This window comes from Variovorax sp. YR750 (assembly GCF_900109805.1).
Classification (GTDB): Bacteria; Pseudomonadota; Gammaproteobacteria; order Burkholderiales; family Burkholderiaceae_C; genus Variovorax; species Variovorax gossypii.
In genome coordinates, this window is the sequence record NZ_FOBJ01000008.1 from 295,690 (window position 1) to 315,035 (window position 19,346).

Annotated in this window: 19 protein-coding genes and 1 tRNA gene; 6 read left to right on the forward strand and 14 right to left on the reverse strand. The window is 66.1% G+C overall.

Translation table 11 applies throughout. From position 1 onward, the window contains the following. The first annotated feature begins 283 nt into the window (after positions 1 to 283). The gene (locus BMY35_RS38330) at positions 284 to 421 is read left to right on the forward strand and encodes a hypothetical protein (protein ID WP_177213662.1); all 138 of its coding nucleotides are present in this window, start codon (positions 284 to 286) and stop codon (positions 419 to 421) included. A gap of 15 nt (positions 422 to 436) precedes the next feature. Here BMY35_RS38330 and BMY35_RS18625 read toward each other — a convergent pair whose 3' ends face one another. Continuing rightward, the gene (locus BMY35_RS18625; protein WP_093202078.1) at positions 437 to 670 is read right to left on the reverse strand and encodes a putative hemolysin; all 234 of its coding nucleotides are present in this window, start codon (positions 668 to 670) and stop codon (positions 437 to 439) included. Between the two features lie 16 nt (positions 671 to 686). Then, positions 687 to 1,430 carry a response regulator gene (locus tag BMY35_RS18630; protein WP_093202080.1) on the reverse strand — a complete coding sequence of 248 codons (744 nt, stop codon included), beginning with the start codon at positions 1,428 to 1,430 and terminating at the stop codon, positions 687 to 689. A 276-nt stretch (positions 1,431 to 1,706) separates the two neighbouring features. On the opposite strand from BMY35_RS18630, the gene BMY35_RS18635 reads away from it, so the two are divergent. Together BMY35_RS18635 and BMY35_RS18640 are read left to right on the forward strand one after the other, a co-directional pair. Beyond that, positions 1,707 to 3,083 (forward strand): ATP-binding protein, encoded by a 1,377-nt coding sequence (locus BMY35_RS18635; RefSeq protein WP_093202083.1) that lies wholly within the window; start codon positions 1,707 to 1,709, stop codon positions 3,081 to 3,083. A 137-nt stretch (positions 3,084 to 3,220) separates the two neighbouring features. After that, positions 3,221 to 5,008: a cytochrome c biogenesis protein DipZ gene (locus BMY35_RS18640; RefSeq protein ID WP_093202086.1), complete on the forward strand. Its 1,788-nt coding sequence runs from the start codon at positions 3,221 to 3,223 to the stop codon at positions 5,006 to 5,008. Between the two features lie 30 nt (positions 5,009 to 5,038). Here BMY35_RS18640 and BMY35_RS18645 read toward each other — a convergent pair whose 3' ends face one another. The 3 genes from BMY35_RS18645 to BMY35_RS18655 all read right to left on the reverse strand — a co-directional run bounded on the left by BMY35_RS18645 (position 5,039) and on the right by BMY35_RS18655 (position 7,907). Next, positions 5,039 to 6,490 (reverse strand): HD domain-containing phosphohydrolase, encoded by a 1,452-nt coding sequence (locus BMY35_RS18645; RefSeq protein WP_093202088.1) that lies wholly within the window; start codon positions 6,488 to 6,490, stop codon positions 5,039 to 5,041. Between the two features lie 81 nt (positions 6,491 to 6,571). Continuing rightward, on the reverse strand, positions 6,572 to 7,354 hold the full coding sequence (locus BMY35_RS18650) for an alpha/beta fold hydrolase (RefSeq protein ID WP_093202091.1): 783 nt from the start codon (positions 7,352 to 7,354) through the stop codon (positions 6,572 to 6,574). A 304-nt stretch (positions 7,355 to 7,658) separates the two neighbouring features. Next, positions 7,659 to 7,907, reverse strand: a complete 249-nt coding sequence (locus BMY35_RS18655; protein WP_256228778.1) for a hypothetical protein — start codon at positions 7,905 to 7,907, stop codon at positions 7,659 to 7,661. Between the two features lie 413 nt (positions 7,908 to 8,320). Here BMY35_RS18655 and BMY35_RS18660 point away from each other — a divergent pair, with 413 nt between their 5' ends. The 3 genes from BMY35_RS18660 (at position 8,321) to BMY35_RS18670 (ending at position 10,982) form a co-directional block, all read left to right on the forward strand. After that, on the forward strand, positions 8,321 to 8,743 hold the full coding sequence (locus tag BMY35_RS18660) for a hypothetical protein (protein WP_093202093.1): 423 nt from the start codon (positions 8,321 to 8,323) through the stop codon (positions 8,741 to 8,743). A 182-nt stretch (positions 8,744 to 8,925) separates the two neighbouring features. Next, a complete protein-coding gene (locus BMY35_RS18665; protein ID WP_256228779.1) occupies positions 8,926 to 9,942 on the forward strand; it encodes a hypothetical protein in 1,017 nt (338 codons plus the stop codon). Further along, positions 9,939 to 10,982, forward strand: coding sequence for a hypothetical protein (locus tag BMY35_RS18670; RefSeq protein ID WP_093202096.1), 1,044 nt, complete (start codon positions 9,939 to 9,941; stop codon positions 10,980 to 10,982). Before BMY35_RS18665 ends, BMY35_RS18670 begins: the two co-directional genes overlap by 4 nt. A gap of 220 nt (positions 10,983 to 11,202) precedes the next feature. Here BMY35_RS18670 and BMY35_RS18675 read toward each other — a convergent pair. From BMY35_RS18675 to thrS, 9 genes are all read right to left on the reverse strand, one after another. Then, positions 11,203 to 11,279: transfer RNA gene (locus tag BMY35_RS18675), tRNA-Pro, on the reverse strand. Positions 11,280 to 11,305: 26 nt separating this feature from the next. Beyond that, positions 11,306 to 11,764, reverse strand: a complete 459-nt coding sequence (locus tag BMY35_RS18680) for a MerR family transcriptional regulator (protein WP_093202098.1) — start codon at positions 11,762 to 11,764, stop codon at positions 11,306 to 11,308. A gap of 65 nt (positions 11,765 to 11,829) precedes the next feature. After that, a complete protein-coding gene (locus BMY35_RS18685) occupies positions 11,830 to 12,204 on the reverse strand; it encodes an integration host factor subunit alpha (RefSeq protein WP_093202101.1) in 375 nt (124 codons plus the stop codon). A gap of 5 nt (positions 12,205 to 12,209) precedes the next feature. Then, on the reverse strand, positions 12,210 to 14,651 hold the full coding sequence (gene pheT, locus BMY35_RS18690; protein WP_093202103.1) for a phenylalanine--tRNA ligase subunit beta: 2,442 nt from the start codon (positions 14,649 to 14,651) through the stop codon (positions 12,210 to 12,212). A 42-nt stretch (positions 14,652 to 14,693) separates the two neighbouring features. After that, positions 14,694 to 15,770: a phenylalanine--tRNA ligase subunit alpha gene (gene pheS / locus BMY35_RS18695; protein ID WP_093202106.1), complete on the reverse strand. Its 1,077-nt coding sequence runs from the start codon at positions 15,768 to 15,770 to the stop codon at positions 14,694 to 14,696. Between the two features lie 112 nt (positions 15,771 to 15,882). After that, positions 15,883 to 16,242, reverse strand: a complete 360-nt coding sequence (gene rplT / locus BMY35_RS18700; protein WP_007832499.1) for a 50S ribosomal protein L20 — start codon at positions 16,240 to 16,242, stop codon at positions 15,883 to 15,885. A 24-nt stretch (positions 16,243 to 16,266) separates the two neighbouring features. Then, entirely contained in the window at positions 16,267 to 16,470 is a 204-nt protein-coding gene (gene rpmI / locus BMY35_RS18705) for a 50S ribosomal protein L35 (protein ID WP_007832497.1), read from the reverse strand. 158 nt (positions 16,471 to 16,628) lie between these two features. Beyond that, positions 16,629 to 17,255 (reverse strand): translation initiation factor IF-3, encoded by a 627-nt coding sequence (gene infC, locus BMY35_RS18710; RefSeq protein WP_093202108.1) that lies wholly within the window; start codon positions 17,253 to 17,255, stop codon positions 16,629 to 16,631. A 101-nt stretch (positions 17,256 to 17,356) separates the two neighbouring features. Then, entirely contained in the window at positions 17,357 to 19,264 is a 1,908-nt protein-coding gene (thrS, locus tag BMY35_RS18715) for a threonine--tRNA ligase (protein WP_093202111.1), read from the reverse strand. Between the last annotated feature and the right edge of the window lie 82 nt (positions 19,265 to 19,346).

Genomic DNA, 19,346 nt, shown 5'->3' on the forward strand with positions numbered 1-19,346 from the left:
GCGCGATCACGCCGACGGGGTACCTTGCTCCGCGAATGTCCTCCGGCCTGCGGCCTCCCCCTTTATTTCGCTGCGCAAGGCACCCCATCGTCGCGATCGATGGACGCAGCGGTCTATCCGGCCGCACAAGCGCCGCGCCCATGTGCGAATGGCACCGGGTGCTCCCGCAGCGAAATAAAGGGGGAGGCCGCAGGCCGGAGGACATTCGCGGAGGGAGTACCCGGTGCCATTCGCACACACCCCGAACATGCCCCCCGAACAAAACCAAGCAGGAGCAAAGCAAATGAAAAAACTCTGGCTCGCGCTGCTCTTCTTCGCAGGCGGCGTCGCCCACGAAATCCGCAACCCGGTGAGCTGCCAATGCATATCCTCCAGGCAGGAAGACGGCGTGCGCAAGCGCTCGCGGAGGCCGTCGAATTGAAACCGCCCTGCTTCGCTACTTCGCCGGATGATCCCGGCGGTAAAGCTCCCACTCCTCGATCTGCCGGTCGTCCGGAAGCTGGCAGATACCGTACTGCCCCTTGTCGTTCGACCTCATGAGCGTCTTGCCCCCGAGGCTCTGGCAGTAGACCGAAGCCGGGTTCGCCATGCCCACGGCCCGGGGCGGTTCGGGCTGGGCGCATGCGGCGATGAAGAGAGCACCCAGCGGCAGCGTCAGTACTTTGATCATTGCGCGAGTGTAGGCCTCAGTCCAGCGCCTCCACCGCCGACGAGAAGACGTAGCCCTCGCTGCGCACCGTCTTGATGTAGCGCGGCTCGCGCGCATCGTCGCGCAGGCGCTGGCGCAGGCGGCTCACCAGCAGGTCGATCGAGCGCTCGAAGAGCTCGGCCTCGCGGCCCTGCGTGAGGCTCAACAGCTGGTCGCGGTTCAGCACCTTCTGCGGATGGTCCAGGAACACCCGCAGCAGCCGGTACTCCGCGCCGCTGAGCGCCACCATCACGCCGCTGTCGTCGATCAGGGTGCGCGCGGTGGTGTCGACCTGCCAGTCGCCGAACGCCAGCTTCGAGGCCGCCTCGGTGGAGCGCATGTTCGGCGGCAGCATGCGCGTGCGGCGCAGCACCGAGCGGATGCGCGCCAGCAGTTCGCGCGCGGAGAACGGCTTGGCCAGGTAGTCGTCGGCGCCCATCTCCAGGCCGAGGATGCGGTCGGCCTCCTCGCTGCGCGCGGTGAGCATGAGGATGGGCGTGGCCTTGTACTTGCCCGTGCGCAGGTCGCGGCACAGCGTGAGCCCGTCTTCGCCGGGCAGCATCAGGTCGAGGATGATGAGATCGAAGGGCCCCGACTCCTCCAGCGCCGCGCGCATGTGCCGCCCGGTGGGCACCGTGACCACGCGCAGGCCGTTCTTGACCAGGTAGGTGCTGAGCAGTTCGCGGATTTCCCGGTCGTCGTCGACGATGAGGATGTGGTCGGAGGTCTTGGGAATGTTCATGGCTGTGCGATGGTCCGCCGGAGGAACGCGGCGGGTAGCCGCAATGTAGCCCGCCTCGGGGCCGCGGCGGGCGGCTTTGTATGCCCGTGTATCCGGAGGGCCGGGTGACCACACTATGTTGCTTGCGCGCACGCCGGCCAGGCCGGGCGAGGGAGCGCCAGGGCGCCCGGGCGCCCCGGCGGGTAATGGGTAATGTTGTATGTCAGGCCGCGCTGCCCAACACACTGGAATACAAAGCGCCGCGCCGCGGGGCGGGACCGGTCTATAAACCAGTCCATGCCCACACCCGCCAGCCTCTCCGCCAACCTCGCCCCGGCCGCCCCGCCCGCGGGCCTGCACCGGCTGCTGCCGCGCACGCTCTTCTCGCGCGTCACACTGATCATCGTCGTCGGGCTGGCCATCGCTCAGCTGCTGACCTTCATGGCCATCCGCTACGAGCGCGGCATCGCGATGCGCGAGCTGATGATGATCGGCATCGAACGCGACATCGCCAGCTCGGTCGCCGTCCTCGACCGGCTGCCCGCCGCCGAGCGCGAAGGCTGGCTCGCGCGGCTGGAGCGTCGCAACTACCACTTCGTGCTGGGCGGCAACGCGGAGGGCACGCCGCCCGACACGCAGCTGTCGCAGCAGTTCGCCACGGCCATCACCGATGCGATGCGCCCGTTCGAGATCGTCAAGGTCGGCCAGGTGAGCAATCCGCCGCAGGGCCTGCAGATCCAGGTGCGGCTGTCGGACGGCTCCTCGGTGGTGGTGCATGCCCGGCGCGTGGACATGCCGGTGTCGAGCTGGGTGATGTGGCTGCTGTGGGTCCAGCTGCTGGTGCTGGCCGTGTGCGCCTGGTATGCGGTGCGGCTGGTCACGCGGCCGCTGGCGCAGCTGGCCGACGCGGCCGACGAGCTGGGCCCCGACCTGAAGGGCCAGCAGCTGGCCGAGGAAGGCCCGACCGAAGTGAGGCACGCGGCACGCGCCTTCAACGCGATGCAGAAGCGCATCGCGGGCTACATGGCGGAGCGCGTGGAGATCCTCGCGGCCATCTCGCACGACCTGCAGACGCCCATCACCCGCATGCGGCTGCGCACCGACCTGATGGACGACGGCCATGACCGCGACAAGTTCCGCCAGGATCTCGACGCCATGCACGCCCTGGTGCGCGAAGGCGTGACCTATGCGCGCACCCTGCACGGCGCCACCGAGCCGCCGCGCCGCGTCGACGCCGATGCGCTGTTCGAGAGCATGGTGGCCGACTACGAGGACTCGGGCGAGCAGGTGCTGCTCGAGGGCCGCGCGGGCGAGCCCATCGTGACGCGCCCGAACGCGCTGCGCCGCATCCTGACGAACCTGATCGACAACGCGCTGAAGTTCGGCACCGACGTGCGGCTGCAGGTGCACGCAGGCGCCGGCAACCGGCTGACGCTGGCCGTCGTCGACAACGGCCCGGGCATTCCGCCCGACCAGCTGGAGAACGTGCTCAAGCCCTTCTACCGCGTGGAGGGCTCGCGCAACCGCAACACCGGCGGTACCGGCCTGGGCCTGGCCATCGCCCAGCAGCTGGCGACAGCGATGGGCGCGGAGCTCACGCTGCGCAACCGTGACGAAGGCGGGCTGGAAGCCCGGCTGACCATGAACACCCGCGACGCACCGCACGACGACTGAGCCGCCGCGCGGCAACGGCCACCGCCACCGATACCCATACCGACAGGCAAGCGGCTCGCCAGGCGAGACCGTGACGGCCCCCGCTCGCCTTGCCTTCGCTTTCATTCACCCACAACATCCACCGAACGGACCCGACCATGCTCCTCCTCATCGTTGCCTACCTGGGTGGCGTGCTCACCATCCTGAGCCCCTGCATCCTGCCCGTGCTCCCCTTCGTGTTCGCGCGCGCCGACCGGCCGTTCCGCTCGCACGGCCTGCCGATGCTGCTGGGCATGGCGCTGGCGTTCTCGGCCATCGCCACGCTGGCGGCGGTGGGCGGCGGCTGGGTCGTGGCGCTCAACGAATACGGGCGCAGCGCCGCGATCGCATTGCTGGCGGTGTTCGGCGTGACGCTGCTGTTCCCGTCGGTGGCGGACCGGCTGACCCGTCCGCTGGTGGCGCTCGGGCTGCGGCTGTCCGAGCCTGCCTCGGGAAAGGCTTCTGTGTTCTCGCCGCTGCTGCTGGGCGTCGGCACCGGGCTGCTGTGGGCCCCCTGCGCGGGGCCGATCCTCGGGCTGATCCTCACCGGCGCGGCGCTCAATGGCGCGAGCGTCGGCACCTCGCTGCTGCTGCTGGCCTATGCGGCCGGCGCGTGCACCTCGCTGGCGGCGGCGCTGCTCTTCAGCGGACGGCTGTTCTCGGCGATGAAGAAGTCGCTGCACACCGGCGAATGGATGCGGCGCGTGGCCGGCGTGGCGGTGCTCGCGGGCGTCGGCGCCATCGCCCTGGGGCTGGACACGGGGCTGCTGAGCCGTCTGTCGGTCGGCACCACGTCGGCGCTGGAGCAGGCGCTCGTGAACAGGCTCGACATGCCGGCGCCATCTCCGCAGTCGCAGCCGCAGCCACGGGCCTCCGCCGGCCCGGAGGGCCTGATGACCGTGTCGGCTCAATCAGCTCCGGCGGCGCCCGCGCTGAAGCTGCCCGATGAAGGCAAGCTGCCTTCGCTGGCCGGCGCCACCGAATGGATCAACTCCGCCCCGCTCACGCCCGAAGGCCTGCGCGGCAAGGTGGTGCTGGTCGACTTCTGGACCTACTCCTGCATCAACTGCCTGCGCACCCTGCCCTACGTTCGAGCATGGGCCGAGAAGTACAAGGACGCCGGGCTCGTGGTGGTCGGCGTGCACACGCCGGAGTTCGCATTCGAGAAGCAGCCGGCCAACGTGCGTCGCGCGGTGAAGGACCTGGGCGTCGGTTTTCCGGTGGCGGTCGACAGCGACTATGCGATCTGGCGCGCCTTCGGCAATCAGTATTGGCCGGCCTTCTATCTCGTCGATGCACAGGGGCGCATCCGGCATCACCAGTTCGGCGAAGGCAAGTACGCGAAGTCGGAGCAGGCCATCCAGCAACTGCTGGCGGAAGCCGGCCGGCCCGTCGCGTCGGCCGGGCTTGTCACGCCCGACGGCCAAGGCACGCAAGCAGCCGCAGCCGCGGAGCCGGCCCTCTCGGGCGAGACCTACCTCGGCTACGAACAGGCGCGCAACTTCGCCTCGCCCGGCGGCACTTCCAACGACCGGGCGCGCGTCTATTCAGGTGTCGCCACGCTGCAGCCCAACCAGTGGACGCTGGCAGGCGAATGGAAGGTGGAAGGCGAGCGTGCGGTGCTGGCGCAGGCCAACGGCCGCATCGCCTATCGCTTCCATGCGCGCGACCTGCACCTGGTGCTCGGCCCGTCGTCCGACGGCAAGCCGGTGCGCTTCAGGGTGCGGATCGATGGCGCGCCACCGCTCGCGGACCACGGCACCGACACCGACGCGCAAGGCAACGGCGTCATCGACGGACAGCGCCTCTACCAGCTGGTGCGCCAGGCGGCGAACCAGAAGGACCGGCTGTTCGAGATCGAGTTTCTCGACGCGGGCGCGCAGGCCTACGCGTTCACCTTCGGCTGATCGGCGGCCGGGCCTGCTCGAGTTCCGAACTCAGAGCAGGCCCAGCGTCATCGCCTTCAGCGTGGCGGCCGCCCGCGTGGTGCAGCCCAGCTTGCGGAAGATGTTCTCCAGGTGCGCGCGCACCGTGCTCGGGCTGATGCCCAGCGAGCGCGCGGCTTCCTTGTTGCTTTCACCGAGGCTGATGCGGCCGAGCACTTCGACCTCGCGGCCCGAAAGGAGCGCCGAGGCTTCGCCGGATGGTTGAACCGATACGGCAGCGGATTGCGGCTGGCCCGTGAGCGCCGCGATGGCCTGCGGATCGAGCCGGCCGGCGTCGGCTTCGGCCCGCAGCGCCGTCAGCGCCTCGGCCTGCGGCAGCGCGGATCTGCCGGGCCGGCTGGTGCAAAGCGACACCCAGTGAGCGGCTGCGGCAAGGGCGCGCGCCTCGGCGTCGATGGCCGCGCCCCTGGCTCCGCGAAAGAAGCCCGAGCCGTCCAGGCGCTCGTCGACGAAGGAGGCTATTTCGGCTTCGGCGCGCAGCGTGTCGATGCGCCGCGCCGCGCGCTCGGTCCAGTAGGGCACCAGGCGCAGCCGCTCGGCATCGGCTTCGCTGCGCGCATGCGGCGAGTCCCAGACCGCGTTCGGCACCGAGGCGCGGCCGATGCCGTGGATCAGCCCCGCGCGGTAGACGCGCTGCTGCTGCTCGTCGCCCAGGCCCATGCCGCGGGCGCAGTGCAACGCCGCTTCCGCGACCTTGCGCGAGTAGCCGGTCATCCACGGCAGCTTGAGGTCGATCACGTCGGCGATCAGCTCGAGCGGCGCGGTCGCGTCCCGCAGCGCGGCGGACGGCGGCTGCGGCTCGGCGGCCGCGCCCTGCTCCAGCACGTGTAGCCAGTCCACGGCATGCTCGCGCACCGCATCGACCAGGAAGGCCGGATAACGCGCATCGGCACGCTCGGCGATGTAGCGCAGCGCGTTGTTCAGACCGTGCACGCGCGAGAAGATCTCCAGGTCGCCCGCGATGGTGACGAGGAACACCTCGGCGGGAATGCGCGAGGCGTCGAGGCCCTCCGGCTTGCCGGTTCCGTCGAAGGTTTCGAAGATGTGGCGCAGCGGCAGCTCCACGGCCGCGGGCATGCCCAGCGTGCGCGCGATGTCGCCCGAGACCTCGCAATGGATCTCGGCCAGCGGGCTGACGGAACTCGCGAAGTCGGCCGCGGCGCGCGCCGAGGCGGTGGCGAGCATGGTGCGGCGCCCGCCCACGTCGTCGCCCAGCAGGTCGGAAAACTCCGGCGCATTGGCCGTGCAGCCCGACCATCGCAGCAAGGCCACGCATACGACATGGCTCTGCGTCGCGGCATCGCGGCCAATGGCCGCGGCGAGCCGAGAAGCGAGCCAGCCCGTACGCACCGAATGGTCGATGGGCTGGCCCATGCTGAGATCGCCGACGAAGGCGAGAGCGCGGATGGCGTCGAAGACCCGGATGGGGGAGGAAGGCTGCACTGGATCTGCTGGTACGGCTACGCGGAAAAGCAAGACGAGCCGCCCAAGGCGCGCGATGCACCTTGGGCGGCTCGCGGCACCTTACTTGGATTGGCGCACGGCGTCCAGGATCACCTCGGCCACCTTGGCCGGCTGCGACTGCTGCGGCACGTGGCTGGCGTTCACGCGCGTGAGGTGCGCGCCGATCTTCTTCGCCATGTCGAGCTGCAGCGCCGGCTGGATCATGTGGTCGGCGCTGGTGGCCAGGTACCACGAGGGCCTGGTCTTCCAGGCGGCCACCGTCAGCTTCTGCTCGAAGGACTTGCCGAATATCGGGCCCTGCGTCGCGGTCATCACCGCGGTGGCGGAAGCCGGCAGGTCTTGTGCGAAGTGCTTCGTCATGCCCTCCTTCGTGAGCGAGAGATAACCGGAAGCATCGGGCACGATGTGCGCGAAGCCGGGCGCGGGCGGATAGTCCTTGCCGAGTTCGGCGGTGTTCTGCCCCACATCGGGCGCGAAGGCGGCCACGTAGACCAGCGAGGCGACCTTGTCATTGGCGCCCGCCTCGGTGATGACCGAGCCGCCCCACGAATGGCCGACCAGCACGACCTTGCCGGGCTGCGCGTCGATGGCGCGCTTCGCAGCAGCCACGTCGTCCTCGAGCGAACTCAGCGGGTTCTGCACCGCGACCACGCGCAGGCCCTTGGCCTGGAGCAGCGGAATCACCTTGGCCCAGTCGGAGCCGTCGGCGAAGGCACCGTGGACGATCACGACGCTGGGCCTGGAAGCGTCGCCCGACGCAGCGGGCGTTGCCGCGACGGCGGAAAACGAAAGGCCGATGGCGACGGCAGCGGCGGCGAGCTTGAAGCGTTGGATGGTTTTCATGAGGCGGGATCTCGTACGGGAGAGGAGTGATTGGGAAGCCCGTACTGTCCGCTTCGGGGGCCTGCGCCGCCATTGGACGAATGTCCGATGAGGCGCGATCGGCCGTCTCTTCCGGCTACAAGTGCTGCGTAATGAGCAGCACGGCTCCGGCGATGGAGATGGCGCCGCCCACGAGTCTTCTGAATGCCTTCATGGCGTTTTCCTTTCGCGGTGGGAATGACGCCTCATGGTGCCGCAGGGCGGCTGGTTCGTGGGTTGGGAATCCTCATCCGCGAGATAGGAAACCCCAACCGTGGCGCGGCGGCTAGCTGTGCAGCGACGGCATCTTCGACGACACGTCCTGCGGACCGAGCCTTTCTCTCGCGAACTGGCTGGCCCGCAGCCGCACGCGCTGCAGCGCGGCCTCGAGCGTGGGCTGCTGCATGAAGACGAGCACTCCGCGCTTCAGGCCCCGCAGGTTCAGTTCGGCGACACCGGCATAACGGCCGCTGCTGGTCTGCTTGATGTCGATGCGGCTGGACCAGCCATCGGGCAGGTCGACGAGAAGTTGCATTTGTTGTGCGGCGCTCATGATGGGCGTCGAGGATAGGACCGAGGCCGCTGCAACCAAAGGAATTAATTCCCAGGTATTCAGGATTCCTTCGGATTCGTCATCAAAGAGCCTCCGACGCGCCCTTCATCCTCAATGTCTCCCAGATTGGTCGCGATCATTGGCTTGCCCGCCGCCCTCCGGCGGGCTCCTCCCTCCGACCCCATGCGAGAACGGGGTCCTTCAGCTCGCCTTAGTGCGAGCTTTTTTTTGCGGCGTCAGCAAGGCAGAGGCCGGGACGCTCGATGAAGGCGCCCTTCTCTCTTCACCGCGTTGCGCGCAGATCGTGGCTACGGGGCCGTCGTTCCTGGACCGGCTACAAACGATGCTCCCGCGAGCGCACGCCGCGCCCTGCCCTTCTACAGCGAAGATCGACCATGAGAACCCGCCCCAAGAAAAGAGACAGCGACTCTTTCTTCCTCCGCCTGCTCTTCGGCAGCTCCGCAGAAGTCACGAACGACGACGTTGCGTACTTCCGCAGGTATCCCGATCAGATCGAAGAGATCACCGCGCCGATCGCCATCCACAGGGTCTTCCTCTGGGCCTGCGCCGCCCTGGGCACCGTGCTCGTCGCCGCGTCCAAGGTGTTGAAGTATTCAGCCCTGTTGTCCTTCCTCTCGGACGGTTTCAAGGAGTTCGCCGTCGACATCGTCTACGAGAGCGGCGTGGCTCTGATCGGCGCCGCCCTGACGGCTTACATCCTGGGGATCGTTCTCAACAAGCAGCAGGAGAATGCGGCAGCCTGGCGCACGGAACTCCGTCGAAGGATCGGTTTGCCCGTGCCACCTGAGGATCGATGAACGAAAGAGAGCCTGTCGCTCGCGCGCCGCTGTCGCGAAGACGGCACATACCCCGGCAGCAGTGCACGTGCCATGCTGCGGCAGAATCCGGCCGGAACCGGACCGCCATCGATCGCCGCGCCGGCAACCGGTCGCAGTGATTCAAAGGCACGCGCAGACGGGCGCTTTCACAGGGAGCACAAATGACGAGTACTTCGGGCTTTCACAGAGCCTTGGTTGGCGGATGCCTCTTGCTGGCGGCTTTGGCTGCTTTCGCGCAGCCAAGGCCGCAACCGCAGCAGAGCGTTCTGGATCTGAGCTACAGGATTGGAAGGCCTACTTTCCCGGTGGCTGCCTATCGCGACATGGGTGTTCCGGAGTTCAGGTCGATGGTAAGCAGTGCCTTCCAGAAGTCGGGCTTCTCTTTCGTCGCCGTGAATGCGCAGAAAGACAAGTCGACGGTCTTCGAGTTCAGATTCGATGTCGATCCGAAGACACGACTGGCTCCGATGGTTCTTGTGTCTGCCGACGAGTTGCTTGATGGCAGGAAGAAGTGCAACCCATGTTTCCTGAGATTTGCCGAAATCAGGAATGCGCAAGATATCAAGGCGCTGCCATGGATGGCCCAGTACGACCTGAGCGCTCGACTCGTCCCCGCGATCGACAATGCGTACGCGACGATCGAGTCCGTGGGGCGCGAGCATCTCGACCCCTCGTTCGGGTTCAACTACAAGCGACAGTGGGCGGGCGAGCAGAACCTGTTCGGCAACGCCTTCGTCGGCATCAGTATGCCTGGCCTCAAGGAAAGCATCGTCCGCGCCTATCGGAATGCCGGCTTCGTACCCATTGAAGGCGATGTCCCGTCGCAGGCTCCCGAGCTGCTCCTGGCCTTCAGCTTTCCTCTGGATCCGGCCAAGGACGGCGGCGTGGTCTACAAGGTGAAGATCCGCAGCCAGTACGACGCGGACGGACATTGCCACCCCTGCGAGGCCACCGAACAGTACAACCCGTACCAGCCGCTTCCCCCGGCGGGCTTGTCCGGCGTCCTGAGCCGCGCGACCCTCGAGTCAAGGTTCACGGCCGCCCGGAATGCGGCGTACGACAACATGCGGACCGAGCTCGAGCGCCATCTGCGACCTCGCTCCGGGTTTTTGGTGCCACCCAAACCAGCCCCACTCGGCTCGCCGCCGCCTCCGCCCACGCCACCTGTCGCGACATGACAGTGCACGCCCAGACTGCATCAGGGGGCGCCACGAATCCCGCGATGCGCCAGGAGCATTGGTTCATCTTCGGCAACCTGTTCGCGGCGCTCTCGGCCGGAGCGCTCGCATCGTGGTCCACGCCCATGATGCTGGCCGTCCTCTATGTCGACATCTGGCTGTTGGCCAATCCGCACATCGTCGCGACCTATACGCGCATCGGCGCAATGTCGTCGCGCGCACGCCTGCGCTGGGTTCTGATCGTTATCGCGCCCATCCTGGTCCTGGCGGGCCTGACGTTCGTTGCGCTCGCATACGAGGCGGCTGGACTGTTTGCCCTGTACTTCGCGCTTCAGGCCTTCCATGTGACTCGCCAGAGCTACGGCATCGCCAGACGCTACGACCGTCGGCTTCAGGTGCCCCTTCGCAACCTGCCTTACCTTCTGATCTATCTGCTCCCTGCATGGGGCTATCTGCACCGCAGTGCGCAGGCACCCGACAGCTTCCTGAGCTATCCCATCTGGCTGCCTCCCGTTCCGCAGGAACTGGCCTTTGCAGCAGGCATCGCGGCCGCCGTCGGATCACTGTGCTGGTTTGCATGCCTGGGGTACGCCAGGGGCGCGCAGCAGGCGGACGGGCCCTTCAACAGCTTCGTGCTGTCCCACTTGATCGTTTCACTGGTTGGCTATGTCTGGATCAGCGACATCACCGTGGGCTGGCTGGTGGTCAATGTCTGGCACAACATCCAGTACCTGATGTTCGTCTACCGTCAACGGCAGCCCGGAACCGCAACGGGCAAGGACAGCGAAGCCTCGGACAGTGATTCGGCACGCCGCAAGTCGCTGGCCGAGATGCTGAGGCCACCGGTGACCTTCTTCCTCGCATGTGTCATCTGCGGAGCCCTTCTCTACGCGGCCGCCAGTCGCGCAGGGGAAAGCCTTCTCTGGCTCGGGCTCCCGACGATTCTCATTGCGCACTTCACCTTGAACTTTCATCACTATCTGGCGGACGGCGTGATCTGGAAGCGCCGTCGCGCCGGCAGATCCGACGACATCTCGTAGCGCCGATGCCGGCGGAGGCAAGACCTCGGATGAGCTGGAACGTTGGCGGCTGGAATGGGAGCGGTCATCGGAACTCCTCGAGCCGCTCCCCGGCCTCGGTTGAAGGTCCCGAGGAAGGCTGAAACGGGTTGGGTTTGTCAGAAACCCCATCCATTTGTCAGACGCAAAGAAAAACGGGTCAGGACTTGTGGTCCTGACCCGTTGATCTATCTAGCAAAAATGGTCGGTGTGAAAGGATTCGAACCTTCGACCCCTTGCACCCCATGCAAGTGCGCTACCAGGCTGCGCCACACACCGAAGCTCTCGATTATAGCCTCGAAAATTCAGCGTCCCACACTCAGCAGCTCACGAATTTCAAAGAGCTCGCGCCGCAGGTGCAACAACTGCGACAGATCGGCCGTTTGAGCGACAGCCGACACAGTGGAATCTTCCACGATGGCGGCGTCGAATTCTTCCTGGTCGATCTCGATGGCTTCCACGCCTTCGAGCGGCACCTCGCCCGCCTTGCGGCGATCGCGCTCGCCCTGCACGAGCTCCTGCAGCTTGTTGCGTGCACCGCTGATCGTGAAGCCCTGGTCGTAGAGCAGATCGCGGATGCGGCGGATCATGAGCACCTCGTGGTGCTGGTAGTAACGGCGGTTGCCGCGCCGCTTCATGGGCCGCAGCTGCGTGAACTCCTGCTCCCAATAACGCAGCACGTGCGGCTTGACGCCGCACAGCTCGCCGACCTCACCGATGGTGAAGTAGCGTTTGACAGGGATCGGCGGGAGCGTTTTCTCCATTGAAATCAAGACTGTGCGCGGGAAACCTCAGAGATTACTCTACGCAGGCGCACAGCACCAAGCACTTATTCGGTGGAACCCAGGCTCCACTCGACCTCGGACGCGCCACCCTGGTCGATGCTTCCGTGAATCTGCTCCTTGAGCTTGGCACTCGCATGGAACGTGGCCACGCGACGCTCGCCGATCGGAATGGCCTCGCCGGTGCGCGGATTGCGCCCCGGTCGCGGCGCCTTCACGCGGATCTGGAAGTTGCCGAAGCCGGAGATCTTCACGTCCGTGCCTTCGATGAGGCTGTTGGCCACGAGCTCGAAGAACGCCTCGACCATGTCCTTGGACTCACGCTTGTTCAGGCCGATCTGCTCGAACAGCAGGTCGGCGAGATGCGCCTTGGTAAGCGCAGGCGTTTCGAGAGCCTCGAGCGTGAATTCGGCAGCGTTCATTCTCATCATCCCCTCAAGCGGCCGCCGAGCTTGGCGCCCAGTTGTTCGACGATCGAGCGGACAGCGGGCTCGACCTGCTCGTCCGTCAGGGTGGCGCTGTCGCTCTGGAAGCTCAGGCGCACCGCCATGCTCTTCTCGCCTTGCGCCAGCGCGCCAGGTGCGGCCACTGCGCCGTCGCGCAGCGGCTGCGGACGGTAGATGTCGAACAGCGTCGCATCGCGCAGCAGGCCCTGCGCCGCCGCGGCGGAGCGGATGGTCTGCATCAGCGCATCGTGCGTGACGGCCTCGGCCACCACGACGGCGATGTCGCGCTCGACCGCCTGGTGCTTGGGCACCGGCTGCGCCACAGGCACGAGCCGCGCGGTAACGGCGTCGAGATCGAGCTCGAACAGCACGGGCGCCTGCGAGAAGTCCCACTTCTGGCGCCAGCGCGGGTGCAGTTCGCCGACGAAGCCGATGGCCTTGCCGTCGACCAGCACGCGCGCCGAACGGCCCGGGTGAAGGGCTGGATGCTCGGCCGCCTCGAAGACCGGCTGCAGCGGCGCGAGCAGCGCCTCGACATCGCCCTTCACGTCGTAGAAGTCGATGCGCTCGGGCTTGCCGTCCCAGCGCGCCTCGTCGGCATCGCCCCACGCAAGGCCCGCCACGCGCATCGGCTGGTTCACGCCGCGCACGGTGCTGTCGGTCGTGACGACGCTGTCGTCGCGCATGAACACGCGACCCAGCTCGAACACACGCACGCGGGGCGCCTTGCGGTCGAGGTTGAACTTGAGCACCTGCAGCAGCGAGCCCATCAGCGAGGAGCGCATCACGCTCATCTGGCTGGCGATGGGGTTCAGCAGCTTCACCGGGTTGGCGTTGCCCGCCAGGTCCTGCTCCCAGTGCGCTTCGACGAAGCTGAAGTTGATCGTTTCCTGATACCCCAGCGCGGCGATGCTGCGACGCACCGCGAAGCGGCTGCGCTGTGCCTCGGGCCGCACGCGGGCGGTGATCGGTGCGAGCGGCGCGGTCGTCGGCAGGTTGTTGAAGCCGATCAGGCGTGCGACTTCCTCGATCAGGTCTTCCTCGATCAGCAGGTCGAAGCGGTGCGGCGGCGGGGTCACGGTCAGAGTACCCTCGCCCTCGGCGATCGCGAAGCCCAGGCGCTTCAGCGCGTCGGCGCATTGCACCTGCGTCAGCGGCATGCCGATCACGCGGGCCGCGCGCGCGACGCGCAGCGTGACGGGCGCGGCCTCGGGCACGCGCAGCGTCTGGTCGTCCATCCGGCCGGCCTGGCCGCCGCAGATCTCGACGATCAACTGAGTGATGCGCTCGATGATCTGGACCGTGCGGCTCGGGTCGACACCGCGCTCGTAGCGGTGGCCGGCGTCGGTCGAGAAGTTGAAGCGGCGCGAGCGACCCTGCACGGCCTCGGGCCACCAGAAGGCGGCTTCGACGTAGATGTTGCGCGTGTCGTCGGACACCGAGGTGGCGTCGCCGCCCATGATGCCGGCGAGCGACTCGACCTCGCGGTCGTCTGCGATCACGCCGACCTTCTCGTCGACGGTGATCGTCGTGCCGTTGAGCAGCTTCAGCTGCTCTCCAGCCTTGCCCCAGCGCACCGTGAGGCCGCCATGGATCTTGTCGAGGTCGAAGATGTGGCTGGGCTGGCCGTACTCGAACATCACGTAGTTCGAGATGTCGACCAGCGGCGTCACGCTGCGCTGGCCGCAGCGCGCCAGGCGATCGACCATCCAGGCGGGCGTGGCGACCTTGGTGTCCACGCCGCGCACGATGCGGCCCGAAAAACGGCCGCACAGATCGGGCGCCTCGACCTTGACCGGCAGCACGTCGGCGAACGACGTGGCCACGGGCGCGATGGCCGGGGTCTTGAGAGGCGCGCCGGTGAGCGCGGCGAGTTCGCGCGCCACGCCGTAGACACTGAGGCCGTGCGCCAGATTGGGCGTGAGCTTGAGTGTGAGCAGCACGTCGTCGAGCTTGAGCACGTCGCGCACGTCGGCGCCGATGGGCGCGTCGGCGTCGAGCTCGAGCAGGCCGCCGTGGTCTTCGCTCAGCTGCAGTTCGCGCGCCGAGCACAGCATGCCCTGGCTCTCAACGCCGCGCAGCTTGCCGAGCTTGATGAGGAAGGGCTTGCCGTCTTCACCCGGCGGCAGTTCGGCACCGACGAGCGCGCAAGGCACCTTGATGCCGACGCGCGCATTGGGTGCGCCGCACACGATGTTCAGCAAAGCACCCTGCCCCGCGTCGACCTGGCACACGCGCAGGCGATCGGCGTTCGGGTGCTGCACCGCTTCCTTGATTTCGCCGACCACGATACGTGTGAAAGGCGGCGCCACCGGTCGGCGCTCCTCGACCTCGAAGCCGCCCATGGTGAGCGTTTCGGCCAATGTGGCGCTGTCGATGGGCGGGTTGCAGAACTCGCGCAGCCAGGATTCCGGGAATTGCATCTCTTCGATCTCGATCTGGTTTTTTCTGTGATGGGGTGCTGCTTACTGGAACTGCGAGAGGAAACGCAGGTCGCCGTCGAAGAAGAGGCGCAGGTCGTTCACGCCATAGCGCAGCATCGTGAGCCGGTCGGGGCCCATGCCGAAGGCGAAGCCGATGTAGCGCTCGGGGTCGAGGCCCATGTTGCGCACCACGTTCGGGTGCACTTGGCCCGAACCCGACACCTCGAGCCAGCGGCCGGCCAGCGGGCCGCTTGCGAACTGGATGTCGATCTCGGCGCTCGGCTCGGTGAACGGAAAGAAGCTCGGGCGGAAGCGCAGCACGAGGTCGTCGCGCTCGAAGAAGGTGCGGCAGAAATCGGTGAAGACGACCTTCAGGTCCTTGAAGCTCACGTTCTCGCCGAGCCACAGGCCTTCGCACTGGTGGAACATGGGCGAGTGGGTGGCGTCACTGTCGACGCGATAGGTGCGGCCGGGCGCGATCACGCGGATCTCGGGTGCCTTCACGGTGCCGGTGGTGTCGGCTGCGGCTGCCGCGAACTCGGCGGCGTATTTCTTGATGTGCTGATGCGCATAGCGCACCTGCATCGGGCTGGTGTGCGGGCGCAGGTTGTAGGGGATGCCGTCGTCGCCGTTAAGGTCGACGTAGAAGGTGTCCTGCATCGAGCGCGCAGGATGGTTCGGCGGGTTGTTGAGCGAGGTGAAGCTGTGCCAGTCGCTCTCGATCTCGGGGCCGTCGGCAACGTCGAAGCCCATGCTCGAGAAGATTTCCTCGATGCGCTCCAGGGTGCGGCTCACGGGGTGCAGTCCGCCGGAGATGCGGCGGCGGCCGGGCAGGCTCACGTCGAGCGCCTCGGCGCGCAGTTGCAGCGAGAGTTCTTCGTCGGCCAGCTGCTGGCGGCGGTCGGTCAGCGCGGCCTCGATGGCCTGCTTGGCGACGTTGATGGCAGCGCCGCGGGACTTCTTCTCTTCGACACTCAGCGCAGCCATGCCCTTCATCAGCTCGGTGATGCGGCCCGACTTGCCGAGGAACTGGGCCTTGGCGTTTTCGAGCTCTGCGGGCGTCTTCGCTTCGGCGAAGGCGGCGCGTGCGGTGTCGACCAGGGAGTCCAACTCGTTCATAGCAACAAAAATCTTCGAGGGGAAATAAAAAAGAGCTGGAGCCTTTTCAAGCGCCAGCCCTTGAGCCGTGGGCGCAGGAAGCCGCCCGGAGGCAGCGCCCTGCTGTGCAGAATCAAGCAGCCAGCTTGGCCTTGACCTGCTCCACGATGCCGGCAAAAGCGGCCTTGTCGTGCACGGCGATGTCCGCAAGCATCTTGCGGTCGATCTCGATACCGGCCTTGCGGATGCCGTTGGCGAACTGGCTGTAGGTCAGGCCCAGTTCACGCGAGGCGGCGTTGATACGCGCGATCCACAGCTGACGGAACACGCGCTTCTTGGTACGGCGGTCACGGTAGGCGTATTGGCCTGCCTTCATCACCGCCTGTTTGGCGACGCGGAAGACATTGCCGCGGCGACCGCGGAAACCCTTGGCGAGTGCGAGAACTTTCTTGTGGCGGGCGCGAGCCGTTACACCACGTTTGACGCGAGGCATGTGTGTACTCCTTGTTCGTCTGAGTTAAATGCCACGGCCGGGCAGCATGGCGGCGACGGAAACCATGTTGGTCTCGTGCACTGCGACTGCACCACGCAGGTGACGCTTGTTCTTGGTGGTCTTCTTCGTCAGGATGTGACGCTTGAAGGCTTGACCGCGCTTGACGGTGCCACCGGGACGAACGCGGAAACGTTTTTTCGCGCTGCTCTTGGTCTTCATTTTGGGCATGTGAATGCTCCTTTAGTTTGTGCTCGTGAGGCGCCATGGATGCTCCACGGACTTGTTGGCCCCGAGACACTTCTTCATCCCGCCCCTGCCTGCGCTTCTTGCGAAGTGCGGGCAAAGGCGAAATCCCTTCAAAACCTCTCTACTGCGCCCCTAGCCACTCAGGCCGCGGCGGGAGCCGCTGCCGGTGCGGCACCGGCGTCTGCCGCCGGCTTCGGCGCACCGCCACCCGGCTTCTTGCGACCCGGCGCGATCATCATGATCATCTGCCGGCCTTCGAGCTTCGGGAACTGCTCGACGAGGATCGTGTCACCCAGCTCGTCGCGAATGCGCTGCAGCAGTGCCAGACCCAGCTCCTGGTGCGTGATCTCGCGGCCGCGGAAGCGCAGCGTGATCTTGCATTTGTCGCCGTCATCAAGAAAGCGCCGGATATTGCGCATCTTGATGTTGTAGTCGCCATCGTCGGTACCGGGCCGGAACTTGATTTCCTTGACCTCGATGACCTTCTGCTTCGACTTCGCCTCGGCCGCCTTCTTCTGCTCGTGGTACTTGAACTTGCCGTACTCGATCAGGCGACACACCGGCGGATTGGCCGCCGCGACGACCTCAACCAGATCCACGTCCTGCTCACCGGCAAGGCGTAGAGCCTCGGCAAGACTCACGACACCCAATTGCTCGTTATCCGGGCCGATCAGGCGGACTTCCGGGGCCATGATTTCCCGGTTCAGGCGGTGTTGGCGTTCCTCGCGGTGGCGGCGGTCGCGGAATGCAGTAGCGATGGTCGGAATCCTTCAAAATTTGCTACAAAATCTGTAGCGAAAACCGCTCAGCCCTCGCGGACAAGCGGCACGATTTGGCAGGGAAACATATGGGGTGTTCCTAGGACAAATCAACGCTTGTCGGCAACATCCTGGACGAGCCGTTGCACGAACGATTCGAGGGACATTGCACCGAGGTCTTGATTGCCTCGGGCGCGCACTGCGACGGCACCTGCTTCCTTTTCCTTGTCGCCCACGACAACGATATAAGGGAGCTTTTGCAACGAATGCTTCCGTATTTTATACGTAATCTTTTCGTTGTGCAGGTCAAGCTGGACCCTAAGCCCTTGATTTTGCAGCGCTTTCGCAACTTCCGAGGCGTAATCGGCCTGCCCTTCGCTGATGTTGAGCACCGCCACCTGCACCGGAGCGAGCCACGCGGGCATGGCGCCGGAGTGGTGCTCGATCAGCATGCCGATGAAGCGCTCCAGGCTGCCGACGATCGCGCGGTGCAGCATCACGGGGTGCGCGCGGCCGCTCGATTCCGTCACGTATTCGCCGCCAAGACGCTCGGCCGTGTTGAAGTCGACCTGCATCGTGCCGCACTGCCACTGGCGGCCGATGGCATCGCGCAGCGTGTACTCGATCTTCGGGCCGTAGAACGCACCGTCGCCGGGCGCAATGACGAAGTCGACGCCCGAGCGGCGCAGCGATTCCATCACCGCATGCTCGGCCTTGTCCCACAGCTCGTCGGAACCGACGCGATTCTCGGGACGCGTGGCGACCTTGTAGAGGATGTCCGTGAAGCCGAAGTCGGCATAGACCTTCTGCAACTGTGCCGTATAGGCGATGCACTCGTCGAGGATCTGGTCTTCCGTGCAGAAGATGTGTCCGTCGTCCTGCGTGAAGCCGCGCACGCGCATGATGCCGTGCAGCGCGCCGCTGGGCTCGTTGCGGTGGCACTGGCCGAACTCGCCGTAGCGCAGCGGCAGGTCGCGGTAGCTGCGCAGGTCGCTCTTGAAGATCAGCACGTGGCCGGGGCAGTTCATCGGCTTCAGCGCGTACTCGCGCTTTTCCGACTCCGTCGTGAACATGTTGTCGCGATAGTTCTGCCAGTGGCCCGTCTTCTCCCACAGGCTCTTGTCGAGGATCTGCGGGCCCTTCACTTCCCAGTAGCCCGTGTCGCGGTAGATGTTGCGCATGTACTGCTCGACCGCCTGCCAGATGGCCCAGCCCTTCGGGTGCCAGAACACCACGCCCGGCGCCACTTCGTCGATGTGGAACAGGTCGAGCTCCTTGCCCAGCCGGCGATGGTCGCGCTTCTCGGCTTCCTCGATGCGCTGGATGTACTGGTCGAGCTGCTTCTTGTCGGCCCAGGCCGTGCCGTAGACGCGCTGCAGCTGCTCGTTCTTGGCGTCGCCGCGCCAGTAGGCGCCGGCCAGCTTCGTGAGCTTGAAGACCTTCAGGAAGCGCGTGTTCGGCACGTGGGGGCCACGGCACATGTCGACGTATTCCTGGTGGTAGTACAGGCCCATGGCCTGCTCGTCGGGCATGTCTTCGACGAGGCGCAGCTTGTAGTCCTCGCCGCGCGACTTGAAGACTTCGATGACCTCGGCCCGCGGCGTCATCTTCTTGATCACGTCGTAGTCCTGCGCGATCAGCTCGCGCATGCGCGCCTCGATGGCCGCCATGTCCTCGGGCGTGAAGGGGCGCTCGTAGGCGATGTCGTAGTAGAAGCCCTCCTCGATCACGGGCCCGATCACCATCCTGGCCGTCGGGTAGAGCTGCTTCACCGCATGGCCGACCAGGTGGGCCGTCGAGTGACGGATGATCTCCAGGCCCTCTTCGTCCTTGGGCGTGATGATCTGCAGCTTCGCGTCATGGTCGATGACGTCGCTGGCATCGACGAGCCTGCCGTCGACCTTGCCGGCCACCGTCATCTTGGCCAGGCCGGGACCGATGGACTGGGCGACTTCGGCCACCGAAACCGGGCCGGGGAACTCGCGGCGCGAGTTGTCGGGGAGCGTGATCTGGATCATTTGAAGAAACCTCGGGGAGAAAAACAAAAAAGCGCGGTGGACGACCGCGCTTTGCTTGGTTGTGAAGCTGGCAGGAACCAGC